The 15,616-nt window shown below is 63.3% G+C and carries 13 protein-coding genes; 6 read left to right on the top strand and 7 right to left on the bottom strand.

All coding sequences use genetic code 11. The annotated features are described in order from the left end of the window. The first annotated feature begins 16 nt into the window (after nt 1-16). The 4 genes from CCOS864_RS15030 to CCOS864_RS15015 all read left to right on the top strand — a co-directional run bounded on the left by CCOS864_RS15030 (nt 17) and on the right by CCOS864_RS15015 (nt 6,047). Entirely contained in the window at nt 17-1,429 is a 1,413-nt protein-coding gene (locus tag CCOS864_RS15030; RefSeq protein WP_115087025.1) for a DOPA decarboxylase, read from the top strand. Between the two features lie 242 nt (nt 1,430-1,671). Then, a complete protein-coding gene (locus CCOS864_RS15025) occupies nt 1,672-2,841 on the top strand; it encodes a p-hydroxyphenylacetate 3-hydroxylase oxygenase component (protein WP_115087024.1) in 1,170 nt (389 codons plus the stop codon). A gap of 58 nt (nt 2,842-2,899) precedes the next feature. Then, the gene (locus CCOS864_RS15020) at nt 2,900-3,847 is read left to right on the top strand and encodes a p-hydroxyphenylacetate 3-hydroxylase reductase component (protein ID WP_115087023.1); all 948 of its coding nucleotides are present in this window, start codon (nt 2,900-2,902) and stop codon (nt 3,845-3,847) included. A 106-nt stretch (nt 3,848-3,953) separates the two neighbouring features. Next, the gene (locus tag CCOS864_RS15015) at nt 3,954-6,047 is read left to right on the top strand and encodes a TonB-dependent siderophore receptor (RefSeq protein ID WP_208644381.1); all 2,094 of its coding nucleotides are present in this window, start codon (nt 3,954-3,956) and stop codon (nt 6,045-6,047) included. Nucleotides 6,048-6,059: 12 nt separating this feature from the next. On the opposite strand, the gene CCOS864_RS15010 is transcribed toward CCOS864_RS15015, so the two are convergent. Together CCOS864_RS15010 and CCOS864_RS15005 are read right to left on the bottom strand one after the other, a co-directional pair. Beyond that, on the bottom strand, nt 6,060-6,437 hold the full coding sequence (locus CCOS864_RS15010; protein ID WP_115087022.1) for a GFA family protein: 378 nt from the start codon (nt 6,435-6,437) through the stop codon (nt 6,060-6,062). Between the two features lie 15 nt (nt 6,438-6,452). Further along, on the bottom strand, nt 6,453-6,845 hold the full coding sequence (locus tag CCOS864_RS15005; RefSeq protein ID WP_115087021.1) for a VOC family protein: 393 nt from the start codon (nt 6,843-6,845) through the stop codon (nt 6,453-6,455). A 98-nt stretch (nt 6,846-6,943) separates the two neighbouring features. Here CCOS864_RS15005 and CCOS864_RS15000 point away from each other — a divergent pair, with 98 nt between their 5' ends. Then, nucleotides 6,944-7,768, top strand: coding sequence for a class I SAM-dependent methyltransferase (locus CCOS864_RS15000; RefSeq protein WP_115087020.1), 825 nt, complete (start codon nt 6,944-6,946; stop codon nt 7,766-7,768). Nucleotides 7,769-7,876: 108 nt separating this feature from the next. Here the strand turns inward: CCOS864_RS15000 and CCOS864_RS14995 are convergent, their stop codons facing one another. Next, nucleotides 7,877-9,817: a DNA topoisomerase III gene (locus tag CCOS864_RS14995; RefSeq protein WP_115087019.1), complete on the bottom strand. Its 1,941-nt coding sequence runs from the start codon at nt 9,815-9,817 to the stop codon at nt 7,877-7,879. Between the two features lie 251 nt (nt 9,818-10,068). Between CCOS864_RS14995 and CCOS864_RS14990 the strand changes: the two genes are divergently transcribed. Beyond that, the gene (locus tag CCOS864_RS14990) at nt 10,069-11,919 is read left to right on the top strand and encodes a polyurethane esterase (protein ID WP_115087018.1); all 1,851 of its coding nucleotides are present in this window, start codon (nt 10,069-10,071) and stop codon (nt 11,917-11,919) included. Here the strand turns inward: CCOS864_RS14990 and CCOS864_RS14985 are convergent. The 4 genes from CCOS864_RS14985 to alkB all read right to left on the bottom strand — a co-directional run bounded on the left by CCOS864_RS14985 (nt 11,909) and on the right by alkB (nt 15,582). After that, entirely contained in the window at nt 11,909-12,526 is a 618-nt protein-coding gene (locus tag CCOS864_RS14985; RefSeq protein WP_115087017.1) for a class I SAM-dependent methyltransferase, read from the bottom strand. The two genes, CCOS864_RS14990 and CCOS864_RS14985, sit on opposite strands and share 11 nt — an antisense overlap. After that, complete coding sequence (locus CCOS864_RS14980) at nt 12,523-13,800, bottom strand: bifunctional O-acetylhomoserine aminocarboxypropyltransferase/cysteine synthase (protein ID WP_115087016.1); 1,278 nt, start codon at nt 13,798-13,800, stop codon at nt 12,523-12,525. Before CCOS864_RS14980 ends, CCOS864_RS14985 begins: the two co-directional genes overlap by 4 nt. Before the next feature lie 79 nt (nt 13,801-13,879). Beyond that, a complete protein-coding gene (locus CCOS864_RS14975) occupies nt 13,880-14,836 on the bottom strand; it encodes an alpha/beta hydrolase (protein WP_115087015.1) in 957 nt (318 codons plus the stop codon). 89 nt (nt 14,837-14,925) lie between these two features. Further along, nucleotides 14,926-15,582 (bottom strand): DNA oxidative demethylase AlkB, encoded by a 657-nt coding sequence (alkB, locus tag CCOS864_RS14970; protein WP_115087014.1) that lies wholly within the window; start codon nt 15,580-15,582, stop codon nt 14,926-14,928. Nucleotides 15,583-15,616 lie beyond the last annotated feature (34 nt).

Genomic DNA, 15,616 nt, shown 5'->3' with positions numbered 1-15,616 from the left:
CAACAGGAGCCGCTGCATGAGCCCGGAAGAATTTCGCAAACATGGCCACCAACTGATCGACCTGATCGCCGACTACCGCCAGGGTGTCGGCGAATTGCCGGTCATGGCCCAGGTTGAGCCCGGTTACCTCAAGGCGGCATTGCCAACCTCGGCGCCGGCTCAGGGTGAGCCGTTCGAGCAGATCCTCAAGGACGTCGACCAACTGGTCATGCCCGGCCTGTCCCACTGGCAGCATCCGGATTTTTTCGGTTACTTCCCCTCCAACGGCACCTTGTCGTCGGTGCTCGGCGATTTCCTCAGCACCGGCCTTGGCGTACTCGGCCTGTCGTGGCAATCCAGCCCGGCGTTGAGCGAACTGGAAGAAACCACCGTCGACTGGCTGCGGCAGATGGTCGGCCTGTCGGATCAGTGGAGCGGGGTGATCCAGGACACCGCCTCCACCAGTACCCTGGTGGCGCTGATCAGCGCCCGCGAGCGCAGTAGCGATTACGCCCTGGCCAAGGGCGGCCTGCAAGGGCAGGGCAAGCCGTTGATGATCTACACCAGCGCCCAGGCCCACAGCTCGGTGGACAAGGCCGCGCTGCTGGCAGGCTTTGGCAAGGACAACATCCGCTATATCGAAACCGATGAACACTTCGCCATGCGCCCGCAGGCACTGGCCGCGGCCATCGAAGAGGACCTGGCCAACGGCCTGCAGCCCTGCGCGGTGGTGGCAACCACCGGTACCACGACGACCACCGCCCTCGATCCACTGCAGCCAATCGGTGAGATCGCGCGCCAGTTTGGCCTGTGGCTGCACGTCGATTCGGCCATGGCCGGTTCCGCGATGATCCTTCCGGAATGCCGCTGGATGTGGGATGGCATCGAACAGGCCGATTCCATCGTGGTCAACGCGCACAAGTGGCTGGGCGTGGCCTTTGATTGCTCGCTGTATTTCGTCCGTGATCCGCAGCACCTGATCCGGGTCATGAGCACCAACCCCAGCTACTTGCAGTCGGCGGTCGACAGCAAGGTCAAGAACCTGCGCGACTGGGGCATTCCGTTGGGGCGGCGCTTCCGTGCCTTGAAACTGTGGTTCATGCTGCGCAGCGAAGGCATCGAGAATCTGCAGCAGCGCTTGCGCCGCGACCTGGACAATGCCCAATGGCTGGCCGAGCAGGTGCGTAATGCCCAGGGCTGGGAATTGCTGGCGCCGGTGCAGTTGCAGACCCTGTGCATTCGCCATCGGGGTGATGGCCTGGAAGGTGAGGCGCTGGATGCGCATACCCGCCGTTGGGCTGATCGGCTCAATGCGTCAGGGGTGGCCTATGTCACCCCGGCGACCTTGAATGGCCGCTGGATGGTACGGGTGTCGGTGGGGGCGTTGCCGACCGAGCGTGAGCATGTGGCTGAGCTTTGGCGGAATTTGCAGCAGGTGGTTCAAGGGTAACCTTCAGGGCCCAATCGCTGGCAAGCCAGCTCCCACAGGGGCCGGTGCATGCTGACCCTGTGGGAGCTGGCTTGCCAGCGATGAGGCCCTTGAACCCACAAAAAACGCTATGAAAAGTACAATCTTGCCTGTGGAAGTTGCATTTTCCCCCTGAGCCAAGCCTCCCATACTGGCCCCTGCATCCGCTGCCACCTGCCACTTCGCAGGCCTCGGCGGACATCCAATAATAAGCAGGGCCCCTCATGAAAAAGCCAAATCCGCTGCTCGAAGACCTCCGTTCGATTCTGCCCACCATCGCCACCAATGCCGCCCGTGCCGAGCAAGACCGCAAGGTTCCGGCCGAAAACATTGCCCTGCTCAAAAGCATCGGCCTGCACCGCGCCTTCCTGCCTAAACCCTATGGCGGCCTGGAAATTTCCCTGCCGCAATTTGCCGACTGCATCGCCTTGCTCGCCGGCGCGTGCGCCAGTACCGCCTGGGCCATGAGCCTGCTGTGTACCCACAGCCATCAGCTGGCGATGTTCCCGGCCAAGCTCCAGGACGAAATCTGGGGCGACAACCCCGACGCCACCGCCAGCAGCAGTATCGCCCCGTTCGGCAAGGTCGAGGAGGTCGAGGGCGGTGTGCTGTTCAGCGGCGAGATGGGCTGGAGCAGCGGCAGCGACCATGCCGAATGGGCCATTGTCGGCTGCCGTCGGGTCAACGCCGAAGGCAGCCAGGATTACTGCTTCGCCGTGCTGCCGCGCAGCGATTACGAGATTCGTGACGACTGGTTCGCCGCCGGCATGAAAGGCAGCGGCACCAAGACCCTGGTGATCGACAAGGTGTTCGTCCCCGAGCACCGCATCCAGAAAGCCAAGGACATGATGGAAGGCAAGTCGGCAGGCTTTGGCCTGTACCCGGACAGCAAGGTGTTCTACTCGCCGTACCGGCCGTATTTCGCCAGTGGCTTTTCGACCGTCAGCCTCGGCATTGCCGAGCGCATGCTTGAAGCCTTCCGCGAAAAGACCAAGAACCGTGTGCGCGCCTACACCGGGGTCAATGTCGGTGCCGCCACCCCCGCACTGATGCGCCTGGCCGAATCCACCCACCAGGTTGCCGCCGCCCGCGCGTTTCTGGAAAAAACCTGGCAGGAACACGCCGAGCACAGCGAGCGTCACCAATATCCGACGCGCGAGACCCTGGCGTTCTGGCGCACCAACCAGGGCTATGCGGTGAAGATGTGCATCCAGGCGGTCGACCGGTTGTTCGAAGCCGCTGGCGGCACCGCCTGGTTCGACAGCAACGAGATGCAGCGGCTGTGGCGCGATGCACACATGACCGGCGCCCATGCCTACACCGACTACGACGTTTGCGCACAGATCCTCGGCCGCGAACTGATGGGCCTGGAGCCCGATCCGAGCATGGTCTGAAGTACACCGCCAATAACAACAATGACGGCTGCCGCTCTAGGCAGCCGGGGAGTCTTGCATGTCTACTGCAACCGCAACGGCCTTCGACAGCCGCGCCTTTCGCCGCGCCCTGGGCAATTTCGCCACTGGCGTTACCGTGGTCACCGCCGCCGACCCGCAGGGCAATCTGGTCGGGGTCACTGCCAACAGCTTCAACTCGGTGTCCCTCGACCCGCCGCTGATTCTCTGGAGCCTCGATAAGCGCTCCAGCAGCCTGGCGGTGTTCGAGGCGGCCAGCCATTTTGCGGTGAACGTTCTCGCCGCCGACCAGATCGATCTGTCCAATAACTTCGCCAAGCCCAAGGACGATCGCTTTGCCGGCATCCGCTATCAGGCCGGCGAGGGCGGGGCGCCGATCCTGGCGGATTGCTCGGCGTGCTTCCAGTGTGAAACCCACCAGATCCTCGATGGCGGCGATCACTGGATCATGCTCGGCAAGGTGCTGGCCTTCGATGATTGCGGCCGTTCACCGTTGCTCTATCACCAGGGTGCCTATTCCATGGTGCTGCCGCACACCCGCATGACCCGCCGTGAAGAAGGCCAGCCGCCGAGCAGCCATTTCCAGGGGCGCCTGAGCCACAACCTCTACTACCTGATGACCCAGGCCCTGCGCGCCTACCAGGCCAGTTACCAGCCGCGGCAGCTGTCCAGTGGCCTGCGCACCAGCGAGGCGCGGATGCTCATGGTGCTGGAGAACGACGCCGGGCTGAACCTGGCCGAGCTGCAGCGCGAAGTGGCCATGCCGGCGCGGGAAATCGACGAGGCGGTGGCCAACCTCAAGCGCAAGGGCCTGGTGTGCGACAGCGAAGCGGCCGGGCATGTGCGCCTGACCATCGCCGGCATCGACCAGACCGAGGGCCTGTGGAGTATCGCCCGCGAGCAGCAGGACAAGGTGTTCGGGACGTTCAGCGAGGAGCAGATTGCGACCTTCAAGACCGTGCTGCAGGCGGTGATTCGCAGCTGTTGAGGTTTGATCGCGGGGCAAGCCCGCTCCTGCAGGAGCGCTTGCGTCGCGATGCTTTTATATTTCTCCTTAAATTGTTATGTTATTACATATATTTTAAGGAGCCCCCATGAACTACCCCGTAGGAAGGTTATCCCTGGGCCTGTCCGCCTCGCTGCTCGCCCTGCCAGCCGTTGCCGCCGACGCCGTAGTACTCGATGCCCTCAACGTCAACGAGCGCCATTACGAAGAAACTGCGACCGGGCCGGTGCAGGGCTATCGCGCAAGCCGCTCGAGCACCGCGACCAAAACGGACACTGACATCCGCGACACCCCGCAAAGCATTGCCGTGGTGCCCAGCCAAGTGCTCGAGGACCTGAACAGCACGCGCATCGACCGCGCCCTGGACTTTGCCGGCGGTGTCAGCCGGCAGAACAACTTTGGTGGCCTGACCTTCCTCAACTACAGCGTGCGCGGCTTTACCACCGGCGAGTTGTACAAGAACGGCTTTGCCGTCAATCGCGGTAGCTACAGCGCCCCGGATACCTCCAACATCGAACGCATCGAAGTGCTCAAGGGCCCGGCGGCCAGTTTGTATGGGCGCGGCGATCCGGGTGGGCTGGTGAACATCGTCACCAAGCGCCCGCAAGCCGAAGCCTTTACCCAGTTCAAGGCCAGCGCCGGCAGTTGGGACCGCTACCGCAGCAGCCTGGACGTGAATACGCCGCTGAGTGAAGACGGCCGGGTGCTGTCGCGGGTGAACATGGCGGTGGAGGATAACGGCAGCTTCCGTGATTACGTCGGCAGTGAGCGGCGCATCGTCAGCCCGTCGCTGAGCTGGCAGTTGAGCCCCGAGACCCTGCTGTCGATCGACACCGAGTTCTCGCGCACCGAGTCGGTGTTCGACCGTGGTATCCCGGCGGTCAACAATGAGCTGGGCTCGGTCAGCCGTTCGACCTTTCTGGGCGAGCCCAACGACGGGCGCATTCGCAACGACAACCAGACCCTCGACCTGACCCTGGAACACCACCTCAACGACAGCTGGAAGCTGCGCCTGGCCAATCACTACACCCAGGGCCGGCTCAAGGGCAACAGCTCGGAACCATCGCGGGTGGTCGGTACCACCATCAGCCGGTTCTACCGGGAGCGCGATTTCGAGTGGAACGACAACATTACCCAGGCTGAACTGCATGGCCAGTTCCAGTTTGCCGGCTGGGAGCACCAGAGCCTGATCGGCCTGGAATACGAGAACTACCGCAACAGCCAGAAGTACCCGCAAAGCGCCACCTCGCTCGGCTATGGCCTGGACATCTACAACCCGGCGTACGGTCAGGCAAAACCGCCGCTGATCAACCCCAATGACTTCTTCGAGCGCACCGAAAGCTATGCCCTCAACCTGCAGGACCAGATTGCCTTTACCGACCGTTTGCGCGGCCTGGTGGGCGTGCGCCTGGAGCACATCGAGCAGACCGCGCAAAACCGCACTACACAACTGAGCAACAGCCAGGAAAAAGACGTTGCCACGCCGCGTGTCGGCCTGCTGTACCAACTGACGCCAGAAGTTGGCGTGTTCGCCAATGCCTCGACCTCGTTCAAGCCCAACAGCATCGGTACCCGGGGCCAGATCTACAAACCGGAAAAAGGCCTGGGTTATGAAACCGGGCTCAAGCTGGATCTGTTCGACAGCCGCCTGGGGGCGACCATCGCGCTGTTCCAGATCGACAAGGAAAACGTCATCACCACCGATGCCTTCGGTGACAGCATCGCCGCCGGCAAGGCGCGCAGCCAGGGTGTCGACCTGCAGTTCAGCGGCCAGCTCAGCGACGCCGTGCGCGTGATCGGCGCCTATGCCTATATCGATGCCGAAGTGACCAAGGGCGATGCCGCCTTGCCCAAAGGCAGCGACCTGCTGGGCATCCCGCAGCACAGCGGCAGCCTGATGGCGGTGTATGAGTTCCAGAGCGGTCCATTGCTCGGCTCGGATTTCGGCGCGGCGGCCAACTACGTGGGCGAGCGTTCAGGCCAGACCGGCAGTAGCTTCCGTCTGCCAAGCTACAGCACTGTCGACCTGCTGGCCCACTACAAGGTCAGTGAGCAGGCAACCATCGGCCTGAACCTGAACAACCTGTTCGACCGCAAGTACTACGAACGCGGCTACAACGCGGCGTGGAACCTGCCGGGTGAGCCGCGCAACGTCATGGTCAGCCTGAGCCTGGCGCTGTAAGCCGACGGTGCTTTATTGCACGCACCACCAGCGCGGCAGCTGGTCGTTGAACGAGTGAGTTATCGGTGCCAGGGCCTGGTGCTGGTTGCTGTCGAAGCTGCCCAGCAGCAGGGCCACCGTTGGCTGATCATCGATGGCGCCCAGCGAACTGCCGCAGCTGGGGCAGAAGGCCCGGCTGGAATAGTCCGAGGAGCGAAAAGTTGCCGGCGCTGCGCCGGGGCCGGTCCAGCGTATTTGCTCGCGGGCAAACTCAACCCAGGTGGCCGTCAGCGCGCCCGTATGGCGCTGGCACCACTTGCACGAGCAGCAATGGGGGTTTAGTGCCGGGCCCGTGGCTTCAAAGCGGATCGCCCCGCACAGGCAGCCACCGCTGTAGGTTGCAACATCCATTGTCACGTCTCCGGGCTAGTTGCCTACGGGGGTGCACAGCTCCACCAAGGTGCCATCGGGGCAGCGCACATACGACAGTGTTTGCCCCCATGGCTTGGCTTCAGGTGTTTTCAGCTCGACGGCGCCCGCCGCCACGGCGCGGGCATGGGCGGCTGCGACGTCGTCGGTGACCAGGGCGATTTCCATGCCCAATGGTTTTGGCGATTCGCTGGCCGCCAGCACGCCGCCCGGGAAGTGGCTGTTACCCAGTGCCAGGGCGGCGAAAGCGAGGGTGGTGGCGCCGGTGTCCAGCTCGCCATAGTCGCCCGACTCGTGCAGAAACCGCCGGCTCAGGCCGAAGGCCTGTTCAAAGAACGTCAGCGAGGCAGCGACATCCGGGACGTAGACGATGGTGTATCCGAGTTTCATCAATGCTTCCTTGATTGAAGAGGGCGTGGGCGGTTTATACCGTACTTGCCGGATGCTTGGGTACATCGCTATGGTTGCGTCTGCAATGGAGAGCCATGATGACTGATCCGATTGAACTCAATCGCCGCAACTGGGATGAGCGTGCGCCACTGCATGCCGCATCCACCGACTATGAAGTGGAAAAATTCGTCGCAGACCCCGCACACCTTTCCGAAGTGGTGCGTTTCGACCTGCCGCGCCTGGGTGATATCCAGGGCCTGCGCGCTGTGCACCTGCAGTGTCATATCGGTACCGACACCTTGTCGCTATCGCGCCTGGGCGCCGAAGTCAGCGGGCTGGATTTCTCTTCGCAGTCTCTGGCCCAGGCGCGGGCTTTGGCTGAACGCTGTGGGGCAAGGATTGATTACGTCGAGGCGGATGTGTATGCCGCTGACCGGGTGCTGGCACCCAATTCTTTCGACCTGGTATACACCGGTATCGGCGCGCTGATCTGGCTGCCGAGCATCGAGCGCTGGGCGCGTACCGTGGCGGCCTTGCTCAAGCCGGGTGGACGGCTGTTCCTGCGCGAAGGTCATCCGATGCTGCTGGCGGTGAACGAGGACTATCAGGACAAACTGGTCATCGAGTACCCGTACTTCGAGCGCGAGGCGCCAACGGTGTGGGACAGCGGCGAGACTTATGTCGAGACCGACAGATTGCTGGAGCAGACTGTCACCCATGAGTGGAACCATGGCCTGGGCGAGATCATCAGCGCCTTGCTCAAGCATGGGCTGCAGATCACCGCGTTGGTGGAGCATGACAGCATTCCCTGGGAGGCGTTGCCGGGGCAGATGAGTACAGACGCAGCAGGTGAGTGGTCGCTGGACAAGGATCGCTGGCGCTTACCGTTGAGTTATACCCTGCAGGCGGTCAAGCAGGGCTAACGGCTGTGGACCTTGAGGGCCTCATCGCCGGCAAGAGCGGCTCCCACAATGGCTTGGTAGACGCCGATCTTATGGGAGCTGGCCTTGCCAGCGATGAGGCCGGCAGCCTCATTGCGCTGCCGTCTTCGGCTTACGGGTTCGTTTACCCGCCGCAGTACCGCTCTTGCGCTTTTTCTTCCACGGCGTACCACTACGCCCCGCCGGAGTCGCCGGGCCGCTGATGGTCAGGCGCAGGCCGGCACAACGCTCGACCTGCTTGCTCATCCACGCCGACTGCTTGGCGACAAACTCTTCCAGGCTCATCTCGCCGCTTTGCACCATGTCCAGCGCCTGCTCCCAGATCGCCGTGGTGCCCGGGTCGGCAATCGCCCTTGGCACGGCATCGATCAGGCTGAAGGCCGCCGGGGTGGCACTCAGGGCCTTGCCGTGCTTGACCAGGTAACCGCGATCGAGCAGGCCCTGGATGATCCCCGCACGAGTAGCCTCAGTACCAATACCGGTGGTGTCCTTGAGCTTTTGCTTGAGGCGCGGGTCGTCCACCAGCTTGGCGACGTTCTTCATCGCCTTGATCAGGTCGCCTTCGGTGAATGGCTTGGGCGGCTGGGTCCAGAGGTCCTTGAGGTTGACCCCGGCCACCGTGCAATCCTGGCCTTCGTGCAGCAGCGGCAGCACCTGGGCTACCGGCGCTTCACGGCCTTTGGCCGGGGTCAGGGCTTCAGGCAGGGCGCGGCGCCAGCCCGGTTCGACAATTTGCTTGCCCACTGCACGCAAGGCAAAACCTGCGCAATCGAACTCGGCCTGGGTGCGGTCATATTCGTGGTTGGGCAGGAACTGCGCCAGGTAGCGGGCGCGGATCAGGGTATAGACCGCCTTGTGCTTGGCCGGCAAGCGCGACGGGTCGCTGGCGGCGGCCGTGGGGATAATGCCATGGTGGGCGCTGACCTTGGCGTCGTTCCAGGCCCTTGAACGGCGCTGGGGCTGCAGGTGCGGCTGCAAGGGCGCAAGGCTGGTATCCGCGCGCTGCAAGGCGGCGAGAATGGCCGGGGCCTCGCTGTGCTGGCTCAACGGCAGGTAGCCGCAGTCGCTGCGCGGGTAGGTGATCAGCTTGTGGGTTTCGTACAGGGCCTGGGCGATGTCCAGGGTCTCCTGGGCGCCGAGGCCGAACTTCTTCGAGCACAGCTCCTGCAGGGTGCCGAGGTCGAAGGGCAGCGGCGCTGCTTCGCGAACCCGTTCGGTGGCCACTTTCATCGCCCGGGCACTGCTGGCGGCACCGATGGCTGCGGCGGCCTGCTGGGCCAGGGCCTGGTTCAGGCAGCGGCCCTGATCGTCGCAGGCATCCTCGGGTGCCCGCCACTGTGCGGTGAACTGTTCGCCAGCGCTTTGCAACTGCACGTCGATGGCCCAGTAAGCCACCGGCACGAAATCGGCGATGCTGCGGTCGCGGTCAACCACCAGGCGCAACGTCGGTGTTTGCACCCGGCCCACCGGCAGTACGCCCTGGTAGCCGGACTGGCGGCCGAGCAGGGTGAACAGGCGGCTCATGTTCATACCGATCAGCCAGTCGGCCCGCGAGCGACCCAGGGCCGAATGGTAAAGGCTGAAGGTTTCGGTACCGGGCTTGAGCGCTGCCAGCGCCTTGCGGATGGAGGCGTCGTCCAGCGCCGACAGCCACAACCGGCTGATCGGCCCGCGATAGCGGCAATGCTCGACCAACTCGCGGGCGATCATCTCGCCTTCACGGTCGGCGTCGGTGGCGATGACCAGCTCGCGGGCTTCGCTGAGCAGGCGTTTGACTGCCTTGAACTGGCTGGCGGTCTTGGGTTTGACCAGCATCTTCCACTTCTCGGGAATGATCGGCAGGTCGGCCAGCACCCAGCGCTTGTACCGAGCGTCGTAGCTGTCGGGTGGGGCGGTCTCGAGCAAATGGCCGATGCACCAGGTAACGGTAACGTCGGTGCCGACCCAGCAGCCGTCGCCGCGGCGGTTGGCACCGAGGACTTTGGCGATGTCTTTGGCCTGGGAGGGCTTTTCGCAGAGAAACAGGCGCATGCCGTTCGATCTATGGCTGGAAAAGGCCATAGGATGCGCAGGATTGACAGGCATGGCAAGTTTTATCTGTATGGATATACAGCTCGATGTTGCCATCGATGACAACGAAAACTCCTCGCATTTGGCCAGCTTGCCCTCGACGTTGCCATGGACGGGCAATTTACCGTTGTGGCAGCGTTTGACCTTGCCCACGGGTGTGTCAACGGACGCTGTCGCCAGGGTTTTCTGCCACCTGCACAAGGATGTATGCCATGCCTGTTTTCGATTATCGCAACCTCGACAGCACCGCTTCCAAAGCCCTGTACAGCGACGCCATGGCGCTGAGCCTGTATGCCTACCACGGCATCGACAACGGCTTCGCCGTTGGCTACCAGCAGTACGGTTTCGGCCTCGGCTTGCCCGCCACCTTGATCAAGGCGTTGATTGGCGGCACCGACAGCCAGGGCGCGATCCCCGGTCTCCCCTGGAACCCCGACTCCGAAGCCCAGGCCCTGGCCGCAGTCAAGGCCGCAGGCTGGACGCCGATCAGCGCCCAGCAACTGGGCTATCAGGGCAGCACGGATTTTCGTGGCACCATCCATGGCGAAACCGCCGGCTACACCAGTGCCCAGGTCGAGATCCTCGGCAAGTATGACGCTGCTGGCCAGTTGAGCGGCCTGGGCATCGCCTTTCGCGGCACCAGCGGCCCGCGGGAAAACCTGATTGGCGACACCATCAGCGACGCCATCAACGACCTTATGGCCGCCATTGGCCCGGCTGACTATGCCAAGAACTACGCCGCCAATGCCTTCGGCAGGCTGTTCGAGGATGTCGCCAGATTCGCCAAGGCCAACGGCCTGAGCGGCACCGACATCACCGTCAGCGGCCACAGCCTTGGCGGCCTCGGCGTCAACAGCCTGGCCGAGCTCAGCAACGAAAAGTGGGGCGGTTTTTATAAAGATGCCCGTTATGTTGCTTTTGCTTCACCTACCCAGGCCAGCGACAGCAGCAAGGTGCTGAACATCGGCTACGAGAACGACCCGGTGTTCCGCGCCCTCAACGGCTCGAAAGCCGACTGGGCAACCTTCGGCGTACATGATGCCGCCAAGCCCTCGAGCACCGACAACATCGTCAACTTCAACGACCACTACGCCTCGGATGCCTGGAACCTGCTGCCGTACTCGATTGCCAACATCGTCACCTGGCTGTCGCATTTGCCCACCGCTTACGGCGATGGCCTGGGCCGGGTGCTGAACTCGACATTCTATGAATGGACGGCGAAGGACTCGACCATCATCGTCAGCAACCTGTCCGACGTCACCCGTGGCTCGACCTGGGTCGAGGATCTGAACCGCAACGCCGAAACCCACAAGGGCAGCACCTTTATCATCGGTTCCGAAGCCGGCGACCTGATTCAAGGCGGGCGTGGCAACGACTACCTCGAAGGGCGCGGCGGCAATGACACCTTCCGTGACGAAGGCGGCTACAACCTGATCGACGGCGGCGCCGGCCACGACACCTTGACGCTCGGCCAGGCGCTGGGCAACGTCGACATCGCCCGCGATGGCAATGGCACGCTGTACCTGCGCGACGCAGCGGGCGGCATCAGCCTGGTCAACCAGGTCGAGACCCTGGTCAGCAAGGAGTCCAGCCTGGTGTTCTTCAGCAAGGAGGTCAGCCACCAGATCGACCCGGCGGGGCTGCTGAGCAGCGGCAAGCTGCATGCCTACGCCGCCAGCCAGAGCGGCACGGCGGGCAATGACGGCCTGACCGCGAGCGCCCAGGGCGACTGGCTGTTTGGCCTCGATGGCAATGACCACCTGCAGGGTGGCCGTAGCAACGATGTGTTCGTCGGCGGCGCCGGTAATGATGTACTGGTGTCAGGCGGCGGCCGGGACACCTTCCTGTTCAGCGGCCATTTCGGCCAGGATCAGGTTCAGGGCTTTGGCGCTGATGACCGTCTGGTGTTCATGGGGGTTGATGGCGGCACCGCGCAAGCAGATTTTCGTCAGCACCTGAACCAGGTGGGCAACGATACCGTGCTGCATTTTGGTACTGACAGCGTGACCCTGGTGGGGGTATCGGCAGACAGCCTTGGCGCGGCGCAGGTCGTCATCGCCTGAGTGAACCGGTGCTGGCCGGCAAGCCCTGAGCGGTCTTGCGGGCCAGCACCGAGTAGGTGTGCCAGTGTTTGCTGCGGCCCAGCAGGGTCTTGCCGGGTTGGTTGTATTCATAAAGATCGAGCAGCTCGAAGCCGTCGAACAATTGTTCGGTCTGTGCACGGTCATGCACGCTCAAGTCGCGACGTTCCAGCTGTACCCAGGAGTCCATCGGCCCCATGAAGTGTCCGCAAAATATCCCGCCTGTGCGTAACGCCTGAACGATCCGCCGCCAGGCTTCATCGAAGTGTTGCGCTTGGCAAAAAAACAGACTGGAGCTGGCGGTGATCAACGCCGCCTGCGGGTAGTCGAAGGACTCGAAACTGCTGCAGGCAGTGAACAGTTGCGGCTGGTTGCCCAAGGCGCGGGTATGTTCCAGGGCCTCGGGATTATTGTCATAGGCATGCACGACAAAACCGCGTTGCAGCAAAAAACGCGTGTTTCGGCCCGCGCCGCAGCCGACATCCACGGCAATGTTGCCTGCATTTGCGGCGACCAGGTCAACCGCCTGACGCAGGTGCGGGTACACCGCAGCCTCGCGTGAAGCTGCGTAGTAGTCTGACTGCTTCACCCGCGGCTGGCCTCCAGTGCCTGGCTCAGGTCGGCAATGATGTCATCGCTGTGCTCGATGCCGATCGACAGGCGCACCATGTCCCGTGGTACACCGGCCCGTTCAAGCTCTTCGTCGTTGAGCTGGCGGTGAGTGGTGGAAGCGGGGTGGCAGGCCAGTGATTTGGCATCGCCGATATTGACCAGACGCACCACCAGCTGTAGCGCATCGATGAAACGCGCGCCAGCTTGCTGGCCGCCCTTGATCCCGAACGACAGGATCGAGGCCGGTTTGCCTTCGGTGTAGCGTCGGGCCAGTTCGTGTTCGGGATGATCGGGCAGGCCTGCGTACTTCACCCAGGCGACCTGCTCATGGTCTTGCAGGTAGCGGGCGACCTTCAGCGCATTCTCGGTGTGACGCTCCATGCGCAGGGCCAGCGTCTCCAGGCCTTGCAGAATAAGGAAGGCGTTGAATGGCGATAGCGCAGCCCCTGTATTGCGTAGCGGCACCACCCGGCAGCGGCCGATAAAGGCGGCAGGGCCAAAGGCTTCGGTGTAGGTCACGCCGTGGTAGGACGGGTCCGGGGTGTTGAGCAGGGCGAAGCGCTCTTTGTTTTCGGCCCAGGGGAACTTGCCCGAGTCAATGACGATGCCGCCGATGCTGGTGCCGTGGCCGCCGATGTACTTGGTCAGCGAGTGCACGACGATATCGGCGCCGTGCTCGAACGGGCGGCAGAGGATCGGCGTGGCGACGGTGTTGTCGACGATCAACGGCACGCCATGGCGGTGCGCGGCATCGGCAAGGGCCTGCAGGTCGACGATATTGCCGGCCGGGTTGCCGATCGACTCGCAGAACACTGCCTTGGTGCGGCTGTCGATCAGCGCTTCGAGGGCGGCGATGTCGTCATGGGCGGCGAAGCGGGTCTGGATGCCGAAGCGCGGCAAGGTATGGGCCAGCAGGTTGTAGGTACCGCCGTAGAGCTTGGCCACCGAGACGATATTGTCGCCGGCTTCGGCCACGGTCTGGATCGCGTAGGTGATCGCCGCCATGCCCGAGGCCACGGCCAAGGCACCGACACCGCCTTCGAGCGCCGCCATGCGCTGCTCGAGTACGTCGTTGGTAGGGTTCATGATCCGGCTATAGATGTTGCCGGCGACTTTCAGGTCGAACAGATCGGCGCCGTGCTGGGTGTCGTCGAAAGCAAACGAGGTGGTCTGGTAGATCGGTACCGCGACGGCCTTGGTGGTCGGGTCGGGGCTGAAGCCCGCGTGGATGGCCAGGGTTTCCAGCTTCATGCAATCTTCCTTGAAAGTCGGGGGAGGGGCTAGAGCATGGAGCGGGTAGGGAGTGACGGTCAAGGCCCGTGGAACGGGCTCAGTGTCCCAGTACAAATTCGCCCACGGCTTCGGCCAAACCTTCCGACAATGGCAAACGCGGATCGCTGTAAGCCATGAGATTGGCCAGCCGGTCACCCTCGGGCACATCCTTGAATACATGGTTGGCGCGCTCCAGCAAGACCAGCCGCGCCTTCGGCTGGCCCTGCTGCAAGGCCTTGGCATCGGCCGCCGTGATCTGCAAATCCTGACCTGCCTGGATGATCAGCACGGGCTGCTTCAGGGGCGCGATCAGTTGCGCCGGGTCGTGGGCCATTTCACTGCGGATCAGGCCTTGCACCTCCTGGCGCAGCAGCGGTTTGAGCTCATCGGGGATCTGTGAGTTCGACACCGTCTCGCCCGCCTCGAGGCGGCGGATGAGGGCTATTCCAGGCTCGACCAGTGGCGCGTTTTCAGGGTGGGCCTGGAGTTGCTCGACCAGGATCGTCGCGATTGGCCGCCCGGCACTGGCCGCCAGCACCAGGCCACTGACATCGGGGTTGTCCCGGGCTGCGAGCATGGCAATCAGGCCGCCCTGGCTATGCCCCAGCAGCCACACCGGCGCCTGCGGCTGACGCTCGCGCAAGGCTGCGACCCAGGCGCGGACATCGCTGGCATAGTCGTCGATGGTCACCTGATCGGCATCGGCAACCGCTCCGGCACTGTCACGCACGCCACGCTTGTCGATGCGCAGGCTGCTGATGCCTTGGGCAGCGAGGCTTTCGGCCAGTAATTTATAGGTGAAAGGGCGCAAACCTGCGCCCTTGTGGTTGCCATTACGGTCGGTGGCACCGGAACCCGGGATGACCACCACCACCGGCGCGGTACTCTGGGCCTTGAGCCAGGTTGCGCTCAGTGGGCCTTGAGGGCCAGGGATCTGCAGGGTCGCTTCCTCACCGGCCATGGCTACGCAGCACGGCAGGGCGACGATCAGGGCCAGGGCTTTGATCCATTGCATGGCGAGCAAGACTCCTGTCAGTGCGGATAATCATTCCATTATCGATAGGTGCTGCGCGTGGGGTTGTGAGGTTTTGTAAAACATAGACCTCAGCCTGCCTTACGCAAGGTCAGGTTGATCCGCCGGCCGCTTAGCAGCGGATGACTGCCCGGTTTGAGTGGCAGTACCCCATGAAAGCGCAGACGGTCTTCACCACCCCACACCATCACATCGCCATGACGCAGGCCGATGCGCCGTGTCGATTCGTTGCGGGCATGCCCGCCGAACTGGAACACCGCTGGCAAACCCAGCGACACAGAGACGATCGGCTGGCTGTAATCGCGCTCATCACGGTCCTGATGCAGGCTCAGGCGATTGCCGGGTTTATAGCAGTTGATCAGGCAAGCGTCCGGCCGGAAATCGGCAAAGCCTGCGGCCGAAGCGGCGAGGGCCGCCAGTTCGATGAATGCAGGTGGCAGCGCGGGCCAGGGCTGCTGACTGAGCGGATCGACCGGGCTGTACCGATAGCCGCGACGGTCACTGATCCACCCCAGCGCCCCACAGTTGGTCAAACCCACGGCCATGTTCAGGCCGCCGGGGGTGAGCATATGCCGGAACGGCGCGCGGGCGATGATCTGGCGCAGCTCAGGCAGCAGCACGTCTACCCAGGCCAGGGCAAAACCGGGCAGCACCACCGCCTGTTTACCGATCCATTGTGGTTCGGCGGGGCTGGCGGGGTTGAACAGATCCAGTTCGGTTTGCATCATGATCGGCAATTCAGGCAGCGGGCAGGGGGTAGAG

Source organism: Pseudomonas wadenswilerensis (assembly GCF_900497695.1).
Lineage (GTDB): Bacteria > Pseudomonadota > Gammaproteobacteria > Pseudomonadales > Pseudomonadaceae > Aquipseudomonas > Aquipseudomonas wadenswilerensis.
Note: the sequence above shows the minus strand (reverse complement) of the source record. Positions and strands in the feature narration are given on the sequence as shown.